This is a genomic window from Oligoflexus sp. (assembly GCF_035712445.1).
GTDB lineage: Bacteria > Bdellovibrionota_B > Oligoflexia > Oligoflexales > Oligoflexaceae > Oligoflexus.
Genome location: NZ_DASTAT010000022.1, coordinates 126774 through 149891 on the forward strand (window position 1 = coordinate 126774; position 23118 = coordinate 149891).

Consider the following 23118-nt stretch of genomic DNA (forward strand, 5'->3'; position numbering starts at 1 on the left):
TTTTTTTAAAAGTTTGAGTAAGTCTTGGAAAGATCATTGGTCTTCCGTCAAATGCTGAAAGGCTTTGCAAGGCTCATCGGATCCTGCTTTCCAGGTCCGCTGCGTTTCGCGCTCTAACCCAGAAAAATAAATGACGAATCCAGGAAAAAAGAAAAACTTACTCCATGTAAGAAGCCGAAAGCTGTGGCAGCGCTTGAAAAACGGCTGGGCCGCGCTCCGTGACCGCGCGGGCGCCAATGAATGGCCCGCCTGGCTTGCTCTGGGCGGCGGCAAAACCCGCCGGAATCTGCTCCTGGCCCTGGGGGCCGTCGGGCTCGTATTCCTCGGTACGCTGGTCTGGGTTGGCCTTTGGCTGCAGCAAACCGGGGTCCTGCATCTCGATCAATCACGCCTTACCGTAATTATTGATTACAAGCATTCGGATAACTCGCTGGTCTATGACCGCAAAGGCGAGAAGATCGGTGAGTTCTTCAGCGATTATCACGTTTTCGTGCCTTATGAAAAAATCCCGAAGCAGCTGATCGAAGCGGTCTTGGCTGTCGAGGATCGGCATTTTTTTGAGCATCACGGCATCGATTTTCGCGGCATTCTGCGGGCGTTTTTAGCGTCGATGCGCAGCGGCGGCTTCACGCAGGGGGGATCGACTCTCACCCAGCAGGTCGTGCGGAACTTTCTTTTGAGCCCCGAGAAAACTTTTGAACGAAAGATCAAGGAAGCCATCCTCGCGATTCAGTTGGAACGGCATCTGAGCAAGGAAAAGATCCTCGAAATCTATCTCAATGCTCTTTTTCTGGGACAGGGCGCCTATGGAGTGGGCGCGGCTGCGGAAAGGCATTTCGGCAAGTCTCTGGATCAGCTGGAAACCCATGAATTGGCCCTGATCGCAGGGCTTTTCCAATCCCCGAGCCGCTATAATCCGCACAAGGCTCCTGAACAGGCCAAGCGCCGGCAGAAGCAGGTTCTGAAAGCCATGGTTCACGCCGGCTTTATTACCAGCGAGCAGTTCAAGGTCGCCCGCAAAAAAAACCTCGTTTTCAAGTCCCAGAGTCAGCTGAACACGACCTTCGCCCCTTATTTCATCGATGCGGTTCAGGAGCAGACCGAAAAGCTTCTGACGGGCGACGTGCGGGGGCGCGGACTTCGCATTTACACGACCCTGGATGTGAAACTGCAGGAGGACGTGAACAAGGTCGTCGATTCATCGAGCGACATCTTCAACGGGGCGGTTAGCAAACTCGTGAATGTTCCGACAGGCGCTCCGAAAATCGTGGAAACCGCGGCCGTCGTGCTCGATCACAAAAGCGGTGATGTGCTGGCCATCGTCGGTGGACGCGACTATGGCCGCTCGCAGTTCAATCGCGTGCTGAAGGCCAAGCGGGCTCCGGGCTCATCATTCAAACCCGTGGTCTATGCCCTGGCTCTGCAGTCCGGCATGAAATGGTCAGATATGTTTTATGTCGGGCCGGTCGTGATCCAGGACTACCGTCCGCGCAACTATGCGGGTGAATATCTGACGGAAGCCACGCTTTATAGTGCATTCTATCGCTCCATCAATTCCCCGGTTATTGAGATCGGCTATCGACTCGGCACCAAACGCGTGATCGAACTGGCCAAAAAAATGGGTGTGAAGACCGAACTGAAAAATCAGGCAGGAACCCTGCTCGGTGGATCGGAAGTGACACCGATGGATATGGCCGCTCTGTATGCAACGATCGGCAACGGCGGCGTCCAGGTGGATCCGCGCATGATCCTGAAGATCACCGATCGGGACGGCACTGTGCTTTATGAGGCGCCGCCGCCTCCGAAAAAACCCAAGCGCGTTCTGCCCGAGCAGGTCAATTACCTTCTGACCGATGCGATGCGCGCAGTTTTCAAATACGGAACAGCCAATAAGTTTGCCGAGATGGGAGACTTTGCCGGTGGCAAAACGGGAACGACGGATGACGCCAAGGATAACTGGTTCTGCGGCATTACCTCGAACCTGACCGCCATTGTCTGGGTCGGCACGGATAATAACCTCGCTTTCAGTGGAACCGTGGCAGCCAACACGCTGGCGCTTCCGGTCTGGGCCCGGATCGTGCACAAGGCGCGGCAGCGTTATCCAGGCGAGGATTTTGTGGTGCCGGAAGGCATCACGACGGTGAAGGTGAATTCGCAGTTCGGATATCTGGATCCGGGCGGCATTGATATGAGTTTTATCGAAGGACGGGAACCCAAGCGGATGGAATCAGCCCTCTCGGTGGTCCGGGAGACAGGCAATTTCCGCGATTTTTTGGATCGCTAAACACATGCCGGTTCGCTTCTTGCTGCTTCTGTTCGCCTGCTGGAGCTGGCCGCTGGCCGCCCAGAATAATGCCGCTGAACAAAGCGCTGTCAGTGATGATAGCGAACTTTGTCTGAAACTGTTTCAAAAAACGGTCATGGCCTTTCAGGAACTGAATCGCAAACTGCCGCCGAACACCATGGTGCCCCACAATTCCCCTTTGGTGCCGCTGCTCGGTCTGCAGCCTGATGATTGCAGTCAGCCGGGAACCATGGCGCTGATTGAAAAAGCCCTCGGTCAGCACAGTGGCCGCGTGGCGCTTCTTCTGCCCTTCACCAAAATGCCGAAGGCCGTCGGCCAGGAGCTTTTACGCAGCGTTCACAGCTGGATGCAGAGCAAAGGTTTGAACCCGGGCCGCCTTATCATCTGGCGTGATACCGAAGGCAATCGCGAGAAATTGGAAAGGCAGCTGGCGCAGGTCGTCTGGCAGCATGGGGCCTCGATCATCATCGGCGGTCTTTTTCAGAATGAAGCGCCCTTTCTGACCCAATGGGCGGATCGTCTGCGGATTCCTGCGATCATACTCAATCGCAAACCGGAAGGCATCGTCAGCAAATATACCTTTTACATGGGGCCCGACTATAAGCTCCTGGCTTCGGGTTTGACCCGCTATGCCCTGAGTCGCAACATGAAACGCATTGCGATCATGAGTCCCCAGTTTTCCCATGATGAGGCGCTGGTCGCCGCCTTTCGCGCCCAGGCGCAGCATCTGCAGATCCAGATCACTGGGCCTTTGATCTATAATCCTGCGGATTACGCGTCGATTGATGGCATTCTGCGCAAGCTCTTCCACATAGATGATGAGGCTCGGAATCAGGAGCTTTTGGACCTTGTGAACAAGAGCAAGGAAGCCGCCGAGGAGCTAGGCGTTCCCTTTGATCCGAAGACTCTGGTGCTGCCGCCCGTGATTGATGTCGATGCGATCCTGATTGCCGATCATTTCAAAAATGTGCGGCACCTCAGCAAGGTACTGGCCTTTTACGGTGTGAAGCGGCTGCCTCTGCTCGGCATTCCCAAGTGGCGAGCTTATGAATTGATTGATCCGCCCGATGAAAACCTCGTGGGCTCCGTCTTCGTCGATTACCTTGGGAGCTATAAGCAGCTTCCCTATGGTATTCAGGCTCCGACTGTGGACAAGGAATACTTTGCAGAAGGACCCGCGGCGGGTTCCGTCGACCTGCGACTTGTCGTTCATCATGCTTTATTCTCGGCGCTGCAGGCGCTGGCCGGTCCCCGCAGCCCGCGCTTTGCGATCTATAAAAAGCTCGAAACGAGTGCCGGGCCGCGCGAGAGTTTTCTGTCCGGCCCTCAGATTTTCCGCAGCGATCACAGCGCGAACTGGCCTACATTTCTATTCGGAGTCGGCGCCGGTTCCATCTCCATCCTGCAAACCTGGAACCCTTTAACAGGTCCGGCCCGCACCAGCTCTACGCGCCCCTGAAGCATAACCTGAACTCAGAGCTGAAACAGAAGGTGGAGATTCGCCGTCCCACCGCGCAGATCCTCGCTGCCGAGGCCGAGCACCTGAAGGCCATTCAGATAGCGATAGGAAACACCGGCGCCGATCTGCATCCAGGGCGTGATATTCACACCGACACCAACTTCAGGTTCGATCACAAATAGAAGGCGGCTCGTGTGGGAACCCTGGGCCGTTTCCACCTTGGCCTGTCCGGTTCCGACCAGCATCTGAAAATAACCCTCCGTGATGCGATCGCCTTCCGGTGGATCACCGAAGACCACGCCGCCGTAACTCAATTCATAGGAAATATTCGAATCAAACTTCGTCGATCCGCTGCGATAGTAGGCCAAAGCCAGCTGCCGCTCGCCGCCCTCGCTCAGACCAAAACGGAAACCGTGAAGACGCAAAGTTTCGTCCCCCGGATTGGAATACTTGCCGGTCAATTCCAAAAAAGGACTCAGGCTTCCGCGTGCAAGCCCTTCACTGATGGACCCGGAACGGGCCTCATCTTCAGCGAATGCGGTTCCATTCAAAAGTCCTGTCAACAGGAAGACACAGGTCAAGAGGCGCATGGTGTTTCATCTCCCATAAAGAAACAGCCCCACGATAGACGTGGGGCCGGCTCTTTGTCAATGACGGGGATTTTCCACACAGCGTATCAAAGATCATCCACATCCGTGATGAAGCTGGCTTCGGCGCAGCTGCCCTGCTTTTTCACGGCGGGCGGCAGGTCCGAATCGCATACGGAGGCCCCCTTCACGAGAGATCCTTCAAGATTGGCGTTACGAAATTTCGCCTGCGTAAGGTCAGCATCCAGAAGTCGCGCGCCACGCAGATCAGCGTTGACAAAAGAAGCGCCCAGAGCATTGATCCTCTGCAGGTTGGCCTGCGAAAAATCCGCCTTATCACAGCGGGCACTCATAAGATTGGCATGACTAAGATTGGCGCGTGTCAGGCGCGTGCCTTCCAGCTGAGCGCCGGAAAGATTCGCTTCCAAAAGCAAGGCCATTGTGAGGTTGGCTCCACGCAGATCCACCGAATCCAGGTTGGCTCGATTCAGGTTGACCCCGGTAAGGTCCGCGCCTTTCAGTATGCTGCTGGTCAGATCGAGTCCCGTCAGAACCTGGCCTTTCAAATCCGTCCCGGAAAGATCGGTTTCAAAGAAGTTGGCTTCGCGCAGCTTGGCTCCGGAAAGCTTGGCATTCATCGCCTTGGTTCCATTCAGCTGCGCGCCCTTGAGGTCCGCATCGCGAAGATCGGCCTTGATAAGTTTAGCGTCCGTGAAAATCGTTCCACGCAGATTGGCTTTTTGCAATTTCGTGCCGGTAAGATCGGCTTCGGAAAAATCGGCCTCAGCAAGGTTCGCGCCGGTGAAATCCGCGCCGATCAGATTCGCGCCTTTGAAAACGGCGTGACTCAGATCACGACCGGCGAGGCGCACGCCGCGCAAATCCGCCTGTTCAAAGAGCACGCTGCGCAGGTCAAGGCCGGTCAGAGCTTCCCCTTGGAGCTTGCAGCCCTTGCAGTTGCGGGTATCCAGTATGCGGGATTTGGTTTCGGCATCAAGGGCAAGAGTGGGAAAGGCCCATGCACTTATTATTAGGCCCAGCAGTGTCTGCACCCATTTTTGGCTGCCTGTTTGGGCTTTCATCATTGTGTCCTCAGCTTCTCTAGTTCGGGTTTTTGGCCCTATGGCCGCTCATGCCTCCCTATCGGCGTCCGAACGGACCTGTAAAAAAAATCCGGGGATCCTCCTTTTTTCCGGCTTTTACGCGCCGGATTAAAGTTTTGGGAAATTTTCGCGACAGAAGAATTATTTCGGAGAAGCAGATTCTTTCGCGACGTCCAGAGCCTGCGTCTTCTCAAGACCCAGGCTTTTCAGGTAAGGCCGCAGCTGATCAATGCTGGCATCCAGCCTTGTAAAAAGAATTTTTCGCAGAGGCTGCGGCGCTGTCGCTTCCGTTCCCAAAAGGCTCATGACCCGCTGGGCGATAGCGGAACCCGAATCGACAAGGGTGATGCCAGGCAGCACGGCTTGCAGTTCGTCAGGGACCAGGGGAAAATGCGTGCAGCCCAAAACGATGGTATCCGGGATCGGCGTCGCATCCAAAAAAGGCTGGCAGATGGTTTTGAGTTCACCCAGGGGCAGCGCCTCGCCGCGCAGTTTACGCTCGACGAGCTCCACCAGCCGCGAACTGCCTACGCGCACGACATGGCAATCCTTGGCAAAGTCTTGAATCAAGCCATCGGTATAAACGCGTTTCACGGTTCCCGGCGTCGCCAGAAGTCCTATGACCCGATTTTTGCTCAAAGCCGCAGCGGGTTTGATGGCCGGAACCACACCGACAACGGGAAAGGAGACTTCCGAGCGAATCTGCGGCAGCACGATGGTACTGGCTGTATTGCAGGCGATGACCAAAATCTTCGGTGTATAAAGCTGCAGGGCCTCGGCAATCACCGCGCTGACGCGCTGCTGAAGCCATTCTGGAGTTTTGTCGCCATAAGGCAGGCCGGCGTTATCCGCGACATACACAAAACTCAGCTGCGGACGCAGCCGCAGGATTTCATGAAGGACACTCAGTCCCCCCACTCCGGAGTCAAAAATAAGCGCATCGATCGCGTGTTTGGTCGGGTTCATGAGTCTCACTGCGCAAAAACGTCATTGCCCTTATCATACGTAAAATCCGTTGCTCTTGGAAGGCAAAGTCTCCAGAATGAAGAGCGGATCAACCCCTTGTGAGGCGCATGTGCTGGCGGAAATTCGCCAACAACTCCGAAACTTGCCCCCCGGACTGCGCACACGTTTCGCGCCCAGTCCGACCGGCTATCTGCATCTCGGCCATGCAGCTTCGGCGGTTTTTGTCTGGGGCATAGCCCAGGCCATCGACGCCGAAATCGTTCTGCGCATCGAGGATCACGATCGGGGCCGGGTTCGCCCTGAATACGAAAAAGCCATCATCGAGGATCTGCTCTGGCTCGGCCTGATCGCAAAGCCGACGTTTTTCCGCCAGAGCGATCACTGGGATCGTTATCAAAATAAAATGGAAGACGCGCGCGCCCGCGGGCTGGTGTATGCATGCACCTGCAGTCGGCGTGAGATTCAGGAGCGCACAGGGGAAGATTCGCGGGAAGAGCTGCGCTATGACGGTCATTGCCGTGACCTTAACCATCCCGATCATCAGGCGGGCCTTAGAATTCGAATGGAACCGCAGGATCTTTCCTTCACTGATCTTTGGACCGGACCTCAGGGGCAAAAACCCAGTGAGCAATGCGGGGATGTCTTGATTCGCGATCGCGACGGCTATTGGACTTATAACTTTGCCGTGAGCATCGACGATGCCGCCGAGGACATCGACCTTATCATCCGGGGTCAGGATCTTTTATCCGCCACAGGACGGCAACTCCAGTTGCGTTCGATTTTTGCTATTACAAAACCGCTTCGTTTCATACATCATCCTTTGATCTGGGAAAGTCCCGAACGGAAATTATCCAAACGCAACGGTTCGACCAGTCTGCGCCACCTGCGCGAGCAGGGGCATTCCGCCGCGATGATTCTGGGCCAGGCCGCCCATTCCGTCGGTCTTTTGCCAAAGCCCGAACCTGTCGCGGCCCACGAACTGAAAGGGCTCTTCGCATGAAAGAAAATAAAATCATTGAGCAGCTGACTCGCCAGTGCCCGGATAATGCCAGCGTCAAGCTCGGCATCGGTGATGACAGCGCGGTCCTGCGTCCGAGCGAACGCGACCAGCTTGTCTGTGCGGATATGCTGATGGAAGGCGTGCATTTTCTGATCGACGCTCATAACATCGAAAAGATTGGCCATAAGGCACTGGCGGTGAATCTTTCCGATATCGCCGCGATGGGTGGAGAAGCGTTGTCCGCTTATATCTGCCTCGCGCTGCCACGGGCACGGGCTGAATCACGCTTTATCGAGCGGCTCTATACGGGCTTTGCCCAGCTCGCTCAGAGATTTCAGGTCGCCATTGCTGGTGGGGATACGAATATCTGGGAAGGCCCGCTGGTGATATCGGTGACGGTGGTCGGGGCCGTTCATGAAAAAGGCGCGATCACCCGCCGCGGTGCGCAGATCGGTGATGTGGTGATGGTCACGGGTGAATTGGGCGGCAGCATCGAAGGGCATCATTTGGATTTCATGCCGCGGCTTCATGAAGCCAAGGTTCTGATGGATGGCTGCACGCTGCACAGCATGATCGATGTTTCCGATGGGCTGGGAAAAGACCTGCGCGATATCTGTCGACAGAGCGGTGTGGCTGCGGTTTTGGAAGCCGAGCGTCTGCCTTTGCGCGCGCCGCTTCGGGCCATGCCTCAGGCGGAAGCCCTGCATCATGCCCTGGCCGATGGTGAGGATTTCGAACTCTGTTTCACCTTGAGTGAGAAGGAAGCCGAGCGTCTGGAGGCGCGAGCTGATGTCCGCTGTTATCGCATTGGCCGCATCACTGCGGGCGAGGGACTTTACTGGGGGCATGGGCTGCAGAAAGGTGAAGCCATTCATGCCGTAGGCTATGAGCACGGAAAGGGGCCGGCATGAAAGGTCCCGGACTGCACGAGAGTTTCGAGGATTACCTGGAGCGCTGCTGGACGCAGCAGCTGGTGCGCGAGGCGCATGAGGCGCTGTCCTATTACCGTATCCGCATACCGATGCCGGTCTTTTTTTTGACGCGTGATAGTCAGCGCTATGGAGTGTTCGATCCGCTGCATTACAGCATCGGCATGAGCCGCGTCCTGATTGAAAAGCATCCTTGGGATTTGGTGCTGGAAGTCCTGAAGCATGAACTCGCCCATGCCCTGGTGTTTCAACAGTACGGGCATGATGATAGCGTGCACGGGGAATTTTTCGCCAAGGCCTGTGAACGCCTTGGCGTTGCACCGTGGGCCCGTCATGCGACGATCGAATTGGATCCGGCGGCGGCCATGGCCGCGCATCGCGAGCTGGATCCTGAAGAGGAAAAACTTCTGAGGCGGGTCGAAAAACTTTTATCCCTGGCCGCCAGCGGCAATGAAAACGAGGCCAGCCTTGCCATGCAAAGAGCGCGGGAGCTTTGCGCGCGGCATCATCTGGAGTCCCTCGCGGCGCATAAGAAGCAGGACTACACCTATGTGGTCGTGCATCATCGCAAAAAGCAGATCGCGACCTGGCAGTGGAGCATCTTCAATCTTCTGAATGAATATTTCTTTGTCAGCTGCATCTCGCGGAATCTTTTCGATGCCAAGGACCTGACGCATTATAAAGTCGTCGACATCATGGGCACGCGCGAGAACGTGCAGATGGCCGAGTATGCCTATTGGTTTTTGTATCAGCAGCTGCCCTTGCTCTTCGATCAATTCCGCAAAGGCAAAGGGATTCAGCCCCGGAATGCGCGCAACTCCTTTTATATGGGGGTCCTGCGCGGCTTTGCGGAGAAGCTTAAAAAACAGCAAAAGGAAATGGCCCAGAACACTGAAGCGCGGAAGCAGACCGAACTCGTCCTGGTCGCCGAGGCCGAACTGCAGGATTTCGTACGCGTGCGTTTTCCGTCCATCACCGGCGGCAGCGGCCGCAGCGTGAGCGTTTCGGAAGAGGCGTATAATTCCGGGAAGGATCGCGGCCGCGAACTCACTCTGCATCGTGGTATTCATCAGCAGCACTCAGGTGGTGTCAGGCTGCTGCGCTGATTATCGCCGTCCGCATCAGCAACACACTGGTGCCAGGGCTGCTGCGCTGATTATCGCCGTCCGCATCAGCAACACACTGGTGTCAGGGCTGCTGCGCTGATCACTGCCCATGCTCTGGACAGACAGGCCGGAGCGCTCTTTTCCGTTTTACCAGCCAGCCTCATTCCTTAGCGCCCCTTTTTCCGTGGAACAACTTTTGTAAGCTCATGCACCAAGCCTCAAACATTTCACGAATTATTTCCCCAGGTAAGAGGAGTGGGCATGAGTATCGCGAAAGTTCCAGCCGGTCGTGGAGCAGCCTGGATTGGTCAATCCATCAGTCTTGTCACCGCCCGCCCCGTCGCATGGATCGGCGGCACAGCGGTGGCGATTGGTTTGAACTTCACCCTTGGCTGGATTCCTGTCATAGGCTGGATCTTGAACCAGCTGATCCAATTCCTTGTGATCATCCTCGCCTTTCATTTTGCGCAAGCGCAGATGCGCGGCGAAGACTTTGACCTGGATACCGCGCTCGATCATACGAAAAGCCGGCTCTCCCGCCTGGTCCTCATGATGGCGATCAGCACGCTCCTCTTTTTCATCTGTGCCCTGCCTGTCCTGGGCGCCCTCGTGGCCGCAGGCGGCATCGACTTTCTGATGCAGCAGCAAACCCATATGCCCGAACTGTCCTGGACCTCGAGCCTCATCATCGCCTTCGGTGGCCTTGTGAGCGGCATCGCATCCACGGTGGCCTTCGCGGCGACCTGCTTCACGACGCCTTTGATCCTGTTTCAAAATCAAAGCATCGGCAATGCCCTGCGCTTAAGCCTGAATGCTGTCCGCCGCAATCTCGGGCCGCTCCTGATTTTCACTGTCCTGATCGTCCTCTTCCTGGCGGTCTGTGCGATACCCCTTGGACTGGGGCTGATCTTCGGTTTGCCGACCGCCCTCGCATCTCTTTACGTGGTCTATGAAGAGCTTTTGGGCAAGGCCGAAGCCCTGTGATACAATGAGTTTTCAGCGCAAAAAGGAAAGCCACCGGCGATGAAAACTCTCGGCAAGATTCTGCTCGTCCTGACCTGTCTGGCTCTTTTCCTGGCCTTCGTCCGCTGGCAGTTCCGTGATTTTTCCTGGACCAGCTGCTCGAATGTCCGCCTTTATTTTCTCGGCATGGGCTGGACCGCACCGCTTTTAATCTATCTCGGTTTCGTCAGCTCATCCTTCGCCCTGGTCCCCGGCACGCTTTTGGCTTTGCTCACTGGCCTCATCTACGGCTGGGTCTGGGGCTCGGCTTTGGCGTTGGCCGGCATCAGCAGTGGGGCCATACTCGCTTTTTTCATCAGCCGAACCCTGGCGCGCGAGCCTTTCGCCAAACTTTTGCAGCATCGCAGCTGGTACATCCGCCTGCAAAGCATGCTCCGTGATAATGGGCTGGGCTTCATCATGCTCGTACGCCTTGTTCCGCTTTTTCCCTTCACAGGCCTCAATTTCGCCTGCGGACTCCTGCCGATCCGCGTGACCGATTATGTGCTGGGTTCCCTGCTCGGCATGCTGCCTGGCACCTTTGTTTACAACTATCTGGGCCATACCGGCTGTCAACTCGTCGAACCTTTGATGCGCGGGAATTTTCGCGAGGTGCATATCCCCGTCGAGCTACGCTGGCAGCTCGGTACAGCGCTTGCCTGTCTTCTTCTTTTGAGTAGCACGCCTCTTCTTTGGCAGCTGCGAAACCGCAGAAAACGCTAGTTTCATAGTGAAGATTCCAGCATAATCGCCCCCGACGGTTGGCCCAGGACTGGCAATCGTGACGTGGCGTTTGGAAAGGAATTCTCAGCATGGCTTTTGACAAGTACCTCTATTATGCGCGCTCGGTTCAATCACCCGATGTGGATGCAGCGTTTTTGGATCGTGTGTATCGCGAAATTCGTGGTCAGGAAGCCAAGGTTTTGGGCGAGGATTTCTGTGCCGCCTTTTCTCTTTGCTGCGAGTGGGCCAAACTGAATCCGGAAAAAATCGCCTATGGCATCGATCTGGATCCTGAGCCCTTGGAATATGGCCGCGCTCATTATTTGAATCTTCTGACCCCTGAGCAGCAAAAGCGCGTGCATACGCTGCAGATGGACGTCATGAATCCTGAGCTGCCGCGCGCCGACATCATCGCGCCGCTGAATTTTTCCTATTTCGGCTTTAAAAAGCGCGAGGACCTCAAGCGTTATTTTCAGGCCGCCTACAATCGCCTGAATGACAAGGGTCTTCTGATCATGGACTGCTTCGGCGGTCAATCCTGTATGGAACCCAATGAGCATGAAACCGAGTATGATGATTTCAGCTACTATTGGGACCAGGACACCTTCGATCCTTTGACCAATGAAGCGATGTTCTATATCCACTACCGCCCGAAAGGCCAGAAGAAGATGAAGAATGTCTTCACCTATGACTGGCGCCTCTGGAGCCTGCCCGAGCTGCGGGATCTTCTTGAGGAGATCGGCTTCAAGAAAGTGCACTACTACTGGGAAGGCACCGATGAAGACGGTGAAGGCGACGGCAATTTCAACAAGATCGAAAAAGGCGAGATCTGCGACAGCTGGGTCGCCTATATCGTCGGCGAAAAATAAGCTTTCCGGCAGCCCAGGTCCGCTGGGCATTATTTTCCCTCTTGGATAAACCGCATTCGGTCGATTACGAGCCTGTGGAATTCAATTCTTGACCAGGGCCTGTGATGACCGTTTTGCGCTTATGGCTCCATCGTCTGATGATGATCCTCGTCCTTCTGGTGCCATGCACCGGATGGGCCATAAGCCAGCCTTTTGTCATTCAAAAAGGTCACATGGACCTTACCGTCTGGTCCCAGCTCGAACATGCCGACTCCGTCGCGCTCATGGGGGAATGGCTGTTCTATCCGAGCCAGCTCCTTGGGCCCGGTGAGCCTTCTCCGCCGGCCACCCTGCGTGAAGTCCCCGGCGTGTGGACGACCGATGTTGGCCTGAATTATGGGACGTATAAGCTGAACATCACTCTCGGCAAGGCGCGCAAGGTGGGGCTTATCGTCCCGCGCTATACCTCGTCCTGTCGCATCTTCGTCAACGGTCAGGTCGTCTTTGAAGGCGGCACGGTGTCCACCACCCCGGCCAGCACGCAGCCCGCGCGGCAAATCGCAGTTTTACCCCTGGATCCTGCTACGAACTATGAGGTCATCATTCAGGTTTCGAACTATCTGCATGCCCGCGGCGGACTCTTTGCGCCGCCGATTTTTGGTGACTATAAAGCCCTGGTGAAAGAGGAAAACCGTCGCGCCATCACCGAGTCGGTCATCGCCGGCGGGTTTTTGGCTATAGGCGTCTATCACCTGATCCTCTTTGGTATCCGGCGGCAGCGCCTTGTGTTCTATTTCGGTATGGCCTGTATGGCGATCGCCGTTCGCATCGCCTTCACCAACTCCATGCCGGTTCGCAATTACTTCGACCTTGATTACACCAACTCCGTGCGCATTGAATACATCAGCCTCTTCCTTCTGAATCCTTTGATCGAACTCTACCTGGCCCGCATGTTTGAAAATGAATACCCCTGGAAACTCTTTAAATTCAGGCTTTTCTGCTTTGCGGCCGTGCTCGCGACCACGCTCCTTCCCATCTACTATATGACCCATGTTCTGCGATACTGCCATATGTCGCACATCATGGGGATCCTGATCTGCGTCTATACCGTGACACGGGCGAAAGCGAATGGACGCCTCGGGTCGAGTCTGATCGCCTCGGGCATCGTGATCTTCGCTTGCTTTCTACTCTGGGATGTCTACGTCTCGCTGCATGCGGGACTGACCTCCACCTACATCTTCCATTGGGGTTTTCTCATCTTTATCCTGAGTCAATCCGGGGCGATCGCCCAGGCTTATGATGATACCTTTCATAAGCTGCTCGCATCGGAAGCCGAGAAGCATCATTCTCTGGAGCAGCTCGCGAAGGTGTTCTTTCCCCATCAGATCGCGGCCATTCGTCAAAGCAGGCAGCTGGAAGAAACCATGCCCACCATCCCCGGCCAGGGCTGTGTGATTTCCTTTGATATCGTGGCCAGCTCGCGGATCAAGCACATCAAAGCCAAGGATTTTTTCCGCAAGGTTTTTGCCCGCTGTAACCAGGCCATCGCGGAAGGTTATGATGGCATCAATCTGAAATCACGCGCCTATCGCATCAAGGAAATGGGTGACGGTTTTCTCTGCTCCATCGGCTATCCCTTTCAGTCGATGACGGATAATCCCGCTCATGACGCCATCGATCTGGCCAAGGACTTCATCCGCATCCTGGCCGAGGAATCCGCCATGCTTCATACTGCGACCCCTGTGGCCTGCGGCATCGGGATCGCGCTTGGACCGATGACCGGATTTTTTCCCGAGTCCGGGACCAAGGAATATGACATCTATGGTCTGCCCATCGTCCTTGCCACGCGCTATGAAAGTCTGCGCAAGAGTCTTTTTGAAACCGATCCTTCGGGCAGCGTCATCATCATTCAGGAGCTGGTCTATCAGAGTCTGGATCCCTCGCATCGCGACGGCTTCGTCGCCATGAATCTGAAGGAAAGCGGCTTTGTCGTTCGGGATGATCCCGCCGCCACGCATCTTTATTACCAGATCGTTCAGACTCCTATGATGGGAGCGCCCGAAGTTTCACTGAAAGCCCTTTAGGTCTTTTTGCGAATGTCCTGCAAAACCCGGCTCGTCTTCCGCTCTTGCCTTTCTGACAAATTCCTAAACTGGCGATTTCCTGGACGCATTTCCTCAGGTTTTTTTTCATTCTGCCGAAGGCCCTAGGGCAAGGGGTTTTGTGTGATGTCTGCTCCTGGAGGAACCATGTACGCGCTGAACATAATCTTGTTGCTGATCGCTGCGGTCATGCCAGGTGCATGCAAGCACAGCACGCCTCAGGCATCAGGGACCATGCAGGATCTCAGCTCGGCGCCCAAAGGCAAGACGTATAACGACTACGGTGACTACCTGATCGATGTGAACGATCTTCTGATCATTCATGTGCAGGGGAACAAAGATATCTCGGGCCAGTATCGCGTCTCGCCCTCCGGCTACATCTCGCTGCCACTGGCCGGCATGGTACGCGCCAAGGGTCTGTCCGAGATGGCTCTGCGCGATTCGATCATGATTAAGCTGCGTCCGCATATCAATGGCCCGCGCGTGTCGGTGGCGGTCGCTGAAGCCAACAGCTACGTCGTCTACTTCGCAGGACTCGTGCAGAAACCCGGCACCATTCTTCTGGGTGGCCGCACCACGCTCTTGCAGGGACTTTCGCTGGCGGGTGGCTGGACGGATCAGAAAGCGACCCGGGTGGTTATCGTCCGCGAAACTCCGGAAGGCGTGAAAAAGCGCTTTGAATCAGACTTGGACAACGTCAGGGGCGGCAACGCCTATGTGGATAATTTTTGGCTGGAACGCGGCGATTTGGTGATCATCGAATAGAAATCGCTGGAAAGGATAGGCCTGTGAAGGGGACACATTTTTCCATGAAATTTTTGCTGAGCAGCATCCTGATGCTTCACAGTCTCACGGCTTTGGCTCAGGGCGAAGCGGATGGTGACCTGGGAGTCGATCCCGGCCTTCCGTCCGAAGCGCCTGCGACTCAGGCTCCAGCCCCAACGCCCCCGACGAGCACAAGGCAAGCGCCGAGCGCGACCCTGCCGGCTCCGGCCCAGGAAGGATTGGTGCAGCCTTATGAAGGCACCACGCCGCCGGCCACGGTCCCAATGCCGAAGACCGCACCGGCACCGAAGGCGCGACCAGCGATTAGCGGCAAGCTCGCAGAACTGAATCTGAGTGCTGAGCAGACCCAGCAGATCATAGATATTCGGCGTCAGTGGAGGCCGGATGCAGAAAAACGTCTGAAGGAGGATTTTGCCTTTCTGAAGCAGAATCTCGCCCAGGCCATGGCGGATAATTCGTCAGGCGAGGAAGTCCGTCGGCGTTTCGAACTCATGCAAAGAAAATATCTGGAGCTGCAGACGATGAAGTTTGAAAAGCTTCTGCGCATCAGGGAAGTGCTCACCCCGGATCAAAGAAAGAAATTCGCTGAACTTCGTTCACGTCCGAGCCGCAATAATAATAACGATAATGATTGAGTTTCGAAGCCTCGCGCCTGCGAGGCTGAATCCGCGGTACTGAAGCCTCGCGCCTGCGAGGCTGAATCCCCGGCGCCGAATCCTCACCGTCCGAGGGGATGAAGCCACATCAGTGAAAAAGCCCGTTCAGCTGATGCCCGAGTTTCTTCATCTTCGTCTTCAGATAATCTTCATTGAATTTATTCACCGCAGCCAAAGATGGCACGCGTTCGCGGATGACAATGCCAAGGTCCGTCAGGGCCTGGATCTTATCTGGATTGTTGGTGTTCAGAATCACTTCCTTGATCCCGCGTTGTTTCAGGATCAAAGCCGCCGCCTCGAAGCTTCTGAGGTCCGTTTCAAAGCCGAGCTGATGGTTGGCCTCGATGGTGTCGGCCCCCTGGTTCTGCAGGTGGTAGGCGCGTATCTTATTGCCGAGCCCAATACCCCGGCCTTCCTGACGCAAATAGATGATAGCGCCAGAACCACGCTTTTGAATCTCGGCCAAAGCGAGGTTCAGCTGGTCACGGCAGTCGCATTTCAAGGAACCCAGGACTTCCCCGGTAAAGCACTCGGAGTGTACGCGGACAAAGGGACAGGAATCCGGCGCAAGGTTATAACTTATTAGAATTGCTGACTCTTCCTGATTTTGATCGCGGTAGACGGTGGTCACGAAATCACCGAATACGGTCGGCAGGTTGGCTTCAGCGTACTGTGTCAAAACCAGTTGAGTTTTCAATCCCATCTTCTTCCCAAGATTGGTGAGAGCGCGGCCTAGCCTATGCAGCAGCTTGATCATTACCCCACCTCGAGTGGCCGAACGCCCGGAGCACCCTGTATAGCAGGATGGCGCTGGAACGTCAATCTTAGGCGAACCCTTGATTTTCAAACAAGGATGATTATCCCTTAACGATTCTTACACGGAAGTCATAGGCAAAAGTTGCTCAAAAAAATTTCTGCGTCACACCTTGACCCCGAAACCATCGCTCTTAAATTCCAAACAGAAGGAGCGGTGAAGCTCCATGAAAACCAAGAGAAGATAAGCATATATTAAGGAGATTGTTTATGGGCAACCTTGAGCTTTGGCGCACGGATCGCGGTCCTTTCTCCCTTCTGAGAAACTGGGACAGCATCACCAAAGAACTGGATAGCTTCTTTAACGATTTCGAAAAAACCGCAGGTGAATACCGCAGCGGTGTAAAGGATACGATGTTGAACCCAGCGTGTGACGTGCAAGAGGACGAAAAAGGTTTTCTTCTGAGCTTCGATCTGCCCGGCTTCAAAAAAGAGGACGTGAATATTGAAGTCAACGGCAATCGGCTCCTGGTCAGTGGCAAGCGCCAGCGCGAGACCAGTGCGAAGGATGCGAAGTTCCATCGCGTGGAACGAAGCCATGGCGAATTCCGCCGCGTATTCGAACTGCCTGAGAATACCAAAGGCGAAGGCGTGGAAGCGAGCTATGAGAACGGCGTTCTTTACCTCATGATTCCGAAGGCCGAAATCGAACGCCCTAAAAAGGTGGAGATCACCGAGGGCAAAGGCGGCTTTATGAAAAAGCTGGTCGGCGTGAAGACGGATGAGGAGGGCAGGAAGGCCGTGAATTCCTGATATCCCGATGAGCAGGGCGCGGCAAATGCCGCGCTCTTGTTTTTTCTGCGGCTTTCTGTCTGTTTTTACCCACAACCCCTTCCCTATCCTTTCGGCAAAATCATATTGTTCTGCGTTTAACCGCTTGAATGGACTGCAAAGACACCGATACGCCCCTTGAGACGAATTTCAAGGAGCCGGACATGCGTTACAAGGATCTGTCCATCCGATCCAAACTGCTGCTGATGACAGGGCTTACGTTGGCCTTTATCATGGCGGGCATGCTTGCAGCCTTCGCGGGAACGAAGACGCTGCAAACACGCTACAACGCGATGATTCAACAGTACGACTATCTGCAGATCCTGATCTCCAATATCAGCGATGGCATTCATAACGCGGCCCGCCACGAGCTTTCCTACATCTATACGATGAACGAAGGCAACCTGCAGGCTCGGGATTCGTCCTTCGGCAAAGTCGATCTTTACATCATGGAGATCGACGGCGTGAAGCAGGACTTCATCAAGGCCGAGGACATTCAAAAGTTCAAGGACATGGTGAACAGCTATCGAAACTCCTTCGCGCCCCTGGTCGAACGCATCAAAGCGCAGGGCGACCCCACTCTGGGCCTCAGAGGCCAGCTGGAACAGATCACCGATAGTCTCGAAAAATTATTGGCATCAGGCGGAACCGATGGCAAGGCTATCATGTACTTTGAAAACATGATTCGCTATCACGGGAACCTCGTTGCGACCCGCGAAAAAACCTTCGGCGACAAGGCCCTGGAATCGGCCCGCCTTCTGAATGCCCAGATCGCCAAAAGCGGGGTCTATGGCAGTACCCAGCGCAATAACCTGAAAGCTCAGGTCGACAGCTACATTCAGCTGGTGGGCTCGCTGTCCGCATCATACACCGAGCTTCTCGACCTTCGCGCCAAACAAAAAGGGATGCTGACCGACCTGGAAGGCGTCATGGAATCTTTGACCAATCAAATCCTGGCTCATAACGATACCGAGATCAAGGATCTGGATAAGCTCGCGCACCTGGCCGGCTGGCTCTTCCTCGCGATCTTCATCGTCATCACTGTGATCTCGGTGGGCTCCATCGTTGAATTCACGGAAATTTCCCGCTCGCTGATCGCCATCTCGCGCAAGGTCAACAAAACCGCGCTGGGCACCAAGAAAACCAGTGATTCCCTGCAAATCGCCTCGGAAAAAGTTTCGGCTGCCACCACCGAGCAGGCTTCCGCCATCCAGGAAACCGTAGCCACGCTGAATGAAATCACGGCCATGGTCAATAAGAGCGTGGAAAACGCCTCGTCCTCGGCCGAGAAAGCCACCATGAGCTTTCATATAGCCAGCGAAGGCAAGGAAGCGGTCAATCAGATGCGCTCGGCGATGAAGGAAATTCAAAGCAACATCAATGATATGACCCGGCAGGTCGATCAGAGCAATAAGCGCATCGAAAGCATCGTTCAGATCATCAACGAGATTTCAAGCAAGACCCAGGTCATCAACGACATCGTGTTCCAAACCAAACTCCTCTCGTTCAATGCCTCAGTGGAAGCCGCCCGCGCGGGTGAGCACGGCAAGGGTTTCGCCGTGGTCGCCGAGGAAGTCGGCAACCTCGCCCAGATGAGCGGTTCCGCGGCCAAGGAAATCGGCGATCTACTGTCGCGCAGCCGCGTGGATGTCGAGCAGATCATCAAGGATTCGAAGCAGCAGATGGACATCCTCGTCCGCAAAGGCGGCGAGAAGGTGAACGTCGGCGTGGATATCGCCAACCGCTGCGAAGAGATCCTTCAGGAAGTCGTGGAAAACGTCAACGGCGTGAAAAAGCTGATGGAAGAAATTTCGACCGCGGCCAAAGAGGAAGCGGAAGGCGTCAGCAACATCACGATCGCCATGAACGAGATCGACGCCACCACGCACGCCAACTCCGATATGGCCCATCAAACCATGGGCTATGCGGAAACTCTTTCCAAGCAATCGAATCAGCTGCGCTCCATCATCCGCGAACTCGACCTTCTGGTGACAGGTACGCGCGGCCTGCAAAATGCCCTGGAAAACAAGGCTCAAACCCAGCCTGTTGCCGAAGCGGCTCCAGCGTCCGAGGAAGTCAAAACCGACGAGGCGGAAACGCCATCCAACGTTGTGAAATTATCGGCGAGTCGGAAAAAGACCGGCGCGGCGACGCCCGAGGATTTTGAAAGCATGCCGATGGCGGCAGGCAGTGAGGCGGATAGCCCGGCCACCGCCCAGGTGGATCCGAACGATCCCGGTTTCGGCAAGGAATGAAAGGAGCCTCAGGGCTCCGTCCCGACGCGGGACTCGATGAATTCAATGATGGCCCCGGCGACATTCACGTCGGTGGTCTTCTCGATCCCCTCCAGACCCGGTGACGAGTTCACCTCCATCACCACAGGTCCGATCTTCGAGCGCAGTATATCGACGCCGGCCACGCCCAGACCCAAAAGCTGGGCGGCGCGAACGGCCATGGACCGTTCCTGCTCGGTGATCTCGACCTTGTGACCGCTGCCCCCGCGATGAATATTCGAGCGGAATTCCCCTTCCGCAGCCTTGCGCATCATGGATGCCACGACCTGATCCCCGACGACGAAGCAGCGAATATCACTGCCCGCGGCTTCGCGGATGAATTCCTGGACGATGATGTTCGCGTCCAGACCGCGAAAGGCTTCGATCACCGATTCTGCGGCCTTTTTCGTTTCCGCCAGCACCACGCCGATGCCCTGCGTGCCTTCCAGGAGCTTGACGACCAAAGGCGCGCCGCCGGCGATTTCGATCAGTCCCGCCACGTCCTTGGTGCTGTGCGCGCAGCCGGTCACCGGCAGATCAATATTGTCCTTGGCCAATTTCTGCAGACAGTGGAGTTTATCGCGGGAACAGGCGATCGCCGCCGAGTCGTTGACGACATAAGTCTTCATCAGTTCGAACTGGCGAACCACAGCGGTACCGTAGAAGGTATAGCTCGCGCCGATTCTGGGAATCACGGCATCGATGCCGGTCAGGATCTGATGGCCGTAGATGATCTTGGGATCCGTCGAGGTGATATTCATGTAGCAGCGGAGATAGTCGATCACGCGGACGGAATGTCCACGTTCCTCGGCGGCCTCCACCAGACGACGCGTGGAATATAGATCCCTTTTACGCGACAAAATGACAATCTTCATGAACCCTCACCCTTCCTTGCGCTTGCGGGTACCCAGGATAAATGACTTTCCGGGATGCACCAGAAGATGTTTACGAATGGCCTGCCTGCCGATCAACATACGAAATCCCATCTTGTCCCGATTGGTCAGAGTCAATTCAATATCCCAGAAACAAGGGCCAACCTGGAGTTGAGTCATGATAACAGGTCGCAGGGAAGAATGCCCGGACGAGCTGCGTACAATTCGTTCATCGTAAAGGTCGGCCTGACAAACGATAATCTTGCGACTTTGCCGTTGCAAGGGATGGACCTTAAACCGGACGACCTCGCGCCCACGGTGTTTGATCACTTCGATATCAAACGCGTGAAGGGTTGAGGTCCGGGCTCCGGTGTCGATTTTCGCCTTGATACGGTCGATGCCAAGAGCTGGCATACATACCCACTCCCGCCAGCCGACGACAAGGAGATTTGGAAACGTTTTGCTGTGTGGCAGCAGCCCTGCATGCTGTTCGAGCATGGCTTGTCTTATCCTCTCGTCACGACGATAGGTTCGGTATAGTATGGACCCCACTTTGGAAAGTCCGCAGCTTTGTCCCAATACCTTCAGTATCCCGAAATGCGTAATTTATGCAACCCGGGGAAAAATTTTGAAGGGGGACGTTGACAGTGCCGGTATTCATCTTAACTTATGAGCTGAATTAGAGAACATTCGGGCTCCGTTTTTTTCTGGGAGGAAAGTTCGATGAAAGTTAGACCTTTGCAGGACCGAGTCGTTATCAAGCCCTTGACTGCTGAAACCAAGACAGCCAGCGGCATCATCATTCCCGACAATGCGCAAGAAAAGCCTGTCGAAGGCCAGGTCATCGGTGTCGGCAACGGCCGCGTTCTCAAGGATGGCAGCGTGGTGAAACCCGACGTGAAAGTCGGTGATCGCGTCCTTTACTCGAAATATGCCGGCAACGAGATCAAGATCGACGGCGTTGATCATCTGATCATGCGCGAAGAAGATATTCTGGCGATCGTTGACTGAACCCTTCACACCACCATCACATAGATACTCAAGGAGTGCTGATGAGCGCTAAAATGATTAACTTTGGAACTGCTTCCCGCGAAGCCATGCTGAAAGGCGTGGATACGCTGGCTAACGCTGTCAAAGTCACCCTGGGCCCCAAAGGTCGCAATGTTCTGATTCACCGCTCTTTTGGCAGCCCCCTTATCACCAAGGACGGCGTGACTGTAGCCAAGGAAATCGAACTCGAAGGCAAATTCGAAAACATGGGCGTTCAGCTCGTGAAAGAAGTCGCCTCCCGTACTGCTGACGCAGCAGGTGACGGTACGACCACCGCTACAGTTCTTGCTCAGGCTATTTTCCGTGAAGGTTCCAAACTTGTGGCCGCTGGTCACAACCCCATGGAACTCAAGCGCGGTATCGACCAGGCTGTCGCGGCTCTGGTGAAACATATCGAAGGCCAGGCCAAGCCCTGCGACACCCGTGATGCCGTGACTCACGTCGGCAGCATTTCCGCGAACAACGACAAGGAAATCGGCACCATCCTCGCCGATGCCATGGAAAAAGTCGGTCGCGACGGCGTTATCACTGTCGACGAAGCCAAGGGCACCGAAACTGTCCTGACCGTCGTGGAAGGGATGCAGTTCGATCGCGGTTATCTCTCGCCTTATTTCGTCACCAATGCCGAGCGCATGACTGTGGAATTGGAAGACGCCTATATCCTCATGAGCGAGAAAAAAGTCTCGAACATGAAAGAACTCCTTCCTGTTCTGGAAAAAGTCGCGCGTCTGCAGAAGCCCCTCGTCATCATCGCTGAAGATATCGAAGGCGAAGCCCTCGCCACCCTCGTGGTCAACAAACTCCGCGGCGTTCTGAAGATCGCAGCTGTGAAAGCACCTGCCTTCGGTGATCGCCGCAAAGCCATGCTGGAAGATATCGCGGTTCTGACCGGCGGCACCCTGATCGCTGAAGACCTGGGACTTAAGCTGGAAAACGCTGGCCTGGAAGACCTCGGCTTTGCCAAGCGCATCACGATCGACAAGGACAACACCACGATCGTGAACGGTAACGGCAAAAAAGAGCTGATCGATGGCCGCGTGAAGCAGATCAGAAAGCAGATCGAAGAAAGCACCAGCGATTACGACAAGGAAAAACTGCAGGAACGTCTGGCCAAGCTGGTCGGCGGCGTTGCGGTGATTTCCGTCGGCGCGGCTTCCGAAGCTGAAATGAAAGAAAAGAAGGCCCGCGTGGAAGATGCTCTGCATTCGACCCGCGCTGCTGTCGCAGAAGGCGTCGTAACAGGCGGTGGCGTGGCTTTGCTCCGCGCTCAGTCGGTACTTGAGAACCTCAAGACCCACACGGTCGAGCAGCTTCACGGCGTGAAAATCGTGTCGCGCGCGATCGAAGAGCCCCTGCGTCAGATCCTTTTGAACTGCGGTCTGGAGCCTGCTCCTATCGTCGATAAAATCCGCGCTGGCAAAGATGGCTTTGGCTTCAACGCGCACACCGAAACCTATGAAGACCTCTTCAAGGCCGGTGTGATCGATCCCGCCAAGGTTACCAAAACCGCCTTGACCAACGCGGCGTCCGTAGCCAGCCTCCTTCTGACAACCGAAGCCATGATCACCGACAAGCCCGAGAAAAAATCCAAGGGCGGCGGTGCGCATGCCGGTCATGATCACGATGAAGGCGGCTATATGTGAGGTCGGGGATTGTGAAAGCCGGGGACGCAAGACCCGGTATTTTACGATCCGGTATTGCAAGACCCGGCACTGCAAGACCTGGTATTGTACGACCCGGTATTGTACGACCCGGTATTGCAAGGCC

The 23118-nt window shown here is 55.3% G+C and carries 21 protein-coding genes; 15 read left to right on the top strand and 6 right to left on the bottom strand.

What is annotated here, in order from left to right:
* The first annotated feature begins 193 nt into the window (after positions 1-193).
* Together VFO10_RS04440 and VFO10_RS04445 are read left to right on the top strand one after the other, a co-directional pair.
* Positions 194-2284 carry a PBP1A family penicillin-binding protein gene (locus VFO10_RS04440; RefSeq protein ID WP_325137474.1) on the top strand — a complete coding sequence of 697 codons (2091 nt, stop codon included), beginning with the start codon at positions 194-196 and terminating at the stop codon, positions 2282-2284.
* 4 nt (positions 2285-2288) lie between these two features.
* Positions 2289-3764 carry an ABC transporter substrate-binding protein gene (locus VFO10_RS04445; protein ID WP_325137476.1) on the top strand — a complete coding sequence of 492 codons (1476 nt, stop codon included), beginning with the start codon at positions 2289-2291 and terminating at the stop codon, positions 3762-3764.
* Between the two features lie 14 nt (positions 3765-3778).
* On the opposite strand, the gene VFO10_RS04450 is transcribed toward VFO10_RS04445, so the two are convergent.
* The 3 genes from VFO10_RS04450 to murI all read right to left on the bottom strand — a co-directional run bounded on the left by VFO10_RS04450 (position 3779) and on the right by murI (position 6420).
* Positions 3779-4354 (bottom strand): hypothetical protein, encoded by a 576-nt coding sequence (locus VFO10_RS04450; protein ID WP_325137478.1) that lies wholly within the window; start codon positions 4352-4354, stop codon positions 3779-3781.
* Between the two features lie 86 nt (positions 4355-4440).
* A complete protein-coding gene (locus tag VFO10_RS04455; protein ID WP_325137480.1) occupies positions 4441-5433 on the bottom strand; it encodes a pentapeptide repeat-containing protein in 993 nt (330 codons plus the stop codon).
* 162 nt (positions 5434-5595) lie between these two features.
* Positions 5596-6420 (bottom strand): glutamate racemase, encoded by an 825-nt coding sequence (murI, locus tag VFO10_RS04460; RefSeq protein ID WP_325137482.1) that lies wholly within the window; start codon positions 6418-6420, stop codon positions 5596-5598.
* Between the two features lie 109 nt (positions 6421-6529).
* Here murI and VFO10_RS04465 point away from each other — a divergent pair, with 109 nt between their 5' ends.
* The 9 genes from VFO10_RS04465 (at position 6530) to VFO10_RS04505 (ending at position 15551) form a co-directional block, all read left to right on the top strand.
* Positions 6530-7420: a glutamate--tRNA ligase family protein gene (locus VFO10_RS04465; RefSeq protein WP_325137484.1), complete on the top strand. Its 891-nt coding sequence runs from the start codon at positions 6530-6532 to the stop codon at positions 7418-7420.
* Positions 7417-8331, top strand: coding sequence for a thiamine-phosphate kinase (thiL, locus tag VFO10_RS04470; protein WP_325137486.1), 915 nt, complete (start codon positions 7417-7419; stop codon positions 8329-8331). The genes VFO10_RS04465 and thiL overlap by 4 nt, the downstream gene beginning before the upstream one ends.
* The gene (locus VFO10_RS04475; protein WP_325137488.1) at positions 8328-9455 is read left to right on the top strand and encodes a DUF2786 domain-containing protein; all 1128 of its coding nucleotides are present in this window, start codon (positions 8328-8330) and stop codon (positions 9453-9455) included. Before thiL ends, VFO10_RS04475 begins: the two co-directional genes overlap by 4 nt.
* Before the next feature lie 261 nt (positions 9456-9716).
* On the top strand, positions 9717-10439 hold the full coding sequence (locus VFO10_RS04480) for a BPSS1780 family membrane protein (RefSeq protein ID WP_325137490.1): 723 nt from the start codon (positions 9717-9719) through the stop codon (positions 10437-10439).
* A 39-nt stretch (positions 10440-10478) separates the two neighbouring features.
* The gene (locus tag VFO10_RS04485) at positions 10479-11180 is read left to right on the top strand and encodes a TVP38/TMEM64 family protein (RefSeq protein WP_325137492.1); all 702 of its coding nucleotides are present in this window, start codon (positions 10479-10481) and stop codon (positions 11178-11180) included.
* An 89-nt stretch (positions 11181-11269) separates the two neighbouring features.
* Positions 11270-12049 carry a class I SAM-dependent methyltransferase gene (locus VFO10_RS04490; RefSeq protein ID WP_325137494.1) on the top strand — a complete coding sequence of 260 codons (780 nt, stop codon included), beginning with the start codon at positions 11270-11272 and terminating at the stop codon, positions 12047-12049.
* Between the two features lie 113 nt (positions 12050-12162).
* Complete coding sequence (locus tag VFO10_RS04495) at positions 12163-14112, top strand: 7TM diverse intracellular signaling domain-containing protein (protein ID WP_325137495.1); 1950 nt, start codon at positions 12163-12165, stop codon at positions 14110-14112.
* Positions 14113-14277: 165 nt separating this feature from the next.
* Positions 14278-14895 (top strand): polysaccharide biosynthesis/export family protein, encoded by a 618-nt coding sequence (locus tag VFO10_RS04500; protein WP_325137497.1) that lies wholly within the window; start codon positions 14278-14280, stop codon positions 14893-14895.
* A 44-nt stretch (positions 14896-14939) separates the two neighbouring features.
* Positions 14940-15551 carry a Spy/CpxP family protein refolding chaperone gene (locus VFO10_RS04505; RefSeq protein WP_325137499.1) on the top strand — a complete coding sequence of 204 codons (612 nt, stop codon included), beginning with the start codon at positions 14940-14942 and terminating at the stop codon, positions 15549-15551.
* Positions 15552-15660: 109 nt separating this feature from the next.
* On the opposite strand, the gene ribA is transcribed toward VFO10_RS04505, so the two are convergent.
* Positions 15661-16329, bottom strand: a complete 669-nt coding sequence (gene ribA / locus VFO10_RS04510) for a GTP cyclohydrolase II (protein ID WP_325137501.1) — start codon at positions 16327-16329, stop codon at positions 15661-15663.
* Positions 16330-16595: 266 nt separating this feature from the next.
* On the opposite strand from ribA, the gene VFO10_RS04515 reads away from it, so the two are divergent.
* Both VFO10_RS04515 and VFO10_RS04520 read left to right on the top strand, forming a co-directional pair.
* Positions 16596-17138, top strand: a complete 543-nt coding sequence (locus VFO10_RS04515; protein WP_325137503.1) for an Hsp20/alpha crystallin family protein — start codon at positions 16596-16598, stop codon at positions 17136-17138.
* Positions 17139-17320: 182 nt separating this feature from the next.
* The gene (locus tag VFO10_RS04520) at positions 17321-19411 is read left to right on the top strand and encodes a methyl-accepting chemotaxis protein (protein ID WP_325137505.1); all 2091 of its coding nucleotides are present in this window, start codon (positions 17321-17323) and stop codon (positions 19409-19411) included.
* 8 nt (positions 19412-19419) lie between these two features.
* On the opposite strand, the gene rimK is transcribed toward VFO10_RS04520, so the two are convergent.
* Entirely contained in the window at positions 19420-20304 is an 885-nt protein-coding gene (rimK, locus tag VFO10_RS04525; protein ID WP_325137506.1) for a 30S ribosomal protein S6--L-glutamate ligase, read from the bottom strand.
* Positions 20305-20310: 6 nt separating this feature from the next.
* Positions 20311-20799 (bottom strand): ATP-dependent zinc protease, encoded by a 489-nt coding sequence (locus VFO10_RS04530; protein WP_325137508.1) that lies wholly within the window; start codon positions 20797-20799, stop codon positions 20311-20313.
* Positions 20800-21024: 225 nt separating this feature from the next.
* Between VFO10_RS04530 and groES the strand changes: the two genes are divergently transcribed.
* The gene (groES, locus tag VFO10_RS04535) at positions 21025-21312 is read left to right on the top strand and encodes a co-chaperone GroES (RefSeq protein ID WP_325137509.1); all 288 of its coding nucleotides are present in this window, start codon (positions 21025-21027) and stop codon (positions 21310-21312) included.
* A gap of 41 nt (positions 21313-21353) precedes the next feature.
* Positions 21354-22994 carry a chaperonin GroEL gene (gene groL / locus VFO10_RS04540; RefSeq protein WP_325137510.1) on the top strand — a complete coding sequence of 547 codons (1641 nt, stop codon included), beginning with the start codon at positions 21354-21356 and terminating at the stop codon, positions 22992-22994.
* The last annotated feature ends 124 nt before the right edge of the window (positions 22995-23118 follow it).

Excerpts from the sequence above, each read along its gene's own strand:
- VFO10_RS04505 (WP_325137499.1), top strand. The coding sequence starts at position 14,940 with ATGAAATTTTTGCTGAGCAGCATCCTGATGCTTCACAGTCTCACGGCT.
- VFO10_RS04485 (WP_325137492.1), top strand. The coding sequence starts at position 10,479 with ATGAAAACTCTCGGCAAGATTCTGCTCGTCCTGACCTGTCTGGCTCTT.
- VFO10_RS04520 (WP_325137505.1), top strand. The coding sequence starts at position 17,321 with ATGCGTTACAAGGATCTGTCCATCCGATCCAAACTGCTGCTGATGACA.
- VFO10_RS04480 (WP_325137490.1), top strand. The coding sequence starts at position 9,717 with ATGAGTATCGCGAAAGTTCCAGCCGGTCGTGGAGCAGCCTGGATTGGT.
- VFO10_RS04450 (WP_325137478.1), bottom strand. The coding sequence starts at position 4,354 with ATGCGCCTCTTGACCTGTGTCTTCCTGTTGACAGGACTTTTGAATGGA.
- groL (WP_325137510.1), top strand. The coding sequence starts at position 21,354 with ATGAGCGCTAAAATGATTAACTTTGGAACTGCTTCCCGCGAAGCCATG.
- VFO10_RS04490 (WP_325137494.1), top strand. The coding sequence starts at position 11,270 with ATGGCTTTTGACAAGTACCTCTATTATGCGCGCTCGGTTCAATCACCC.
- ribA (WP_325137501.1), bottom strand. The coding sequence starts at position 16,329 with ATGATCAAGCTGCTGCATAGGCTAGGCCGCGCTCTCACCAATCTTGGG.
- rimK (WP_325137506.1), bottom strand. The coding sequence starts at position 20,304 with ATGAAGATTGTCATTTTGTCGCGTAAAAGGGATCTATATTCCACGCGT.
- VFO10_RS04515 (WP_325137503.1), top strand. The coding sequence starts at position 16,596 with ATGGGCAACCTTGAGCTTTGGCGCACGGATCGCGGTCCTTTCTCCCTT.
- groES (WP_325137509.1), top strand. The coding sequence starts at position 21,025 with ATGAAAGTTAGACCTTTGCAGGACCGAGTCGTTATCAAGCCCTTGACT.
- thiL (WP_325137486.1), top strand. The coding sequence starts at position 7,417 with ATGAAAGAAAATAAAATCATTGAGCAGCTGACTCGCCAGTGCCCGGAT.
- VFO10_RS04455 (WP_325137480.1), bottom strand. The coding sequence starts at position 5,433 with ATGAAAGCCCAAACAGGCAGCCAAAAATGGGTGCAGACACTGCTGGGC.
- VFO10_RS04475 (WP_325137488.1), top strand. The coding sequence starts at position 8,328 with ATGAAAGGTCCCGGACTGCACGAGAGTTTCGAGGATTACCTGGAGCGC.
- murI (WP_325137482.1), bottom strand. The coding sequence starts at position 6,420 with ATGAACCCGACCAAACACGCGATCGATGCGCTTATTTTTGACTCCGGA.
- VFO10_RS04530 (WP_325137508.1), bottom strand. The coding sequence starts at position 20,799 with ATGCTCGAACAGCATGCAGGGCTGCTGCCACACAGCAAAACGTTTCCA.
- VFO10_RS04445 (WP_325137476.1), top strand. The coding sequence starts at position 2,289 with ATGCCGGTTCGCTTCTTGCTGCTTCTGTTCGCCTGCTGGAGCTGGCCG.
- VFO10_RS04500 (WP_325137497.1), top strand. The coding sequence starts at position 14,278 with ATGTACGCGCTGAACATAATCTTGTTGCTGATCGCTGCGGTCATGCCA.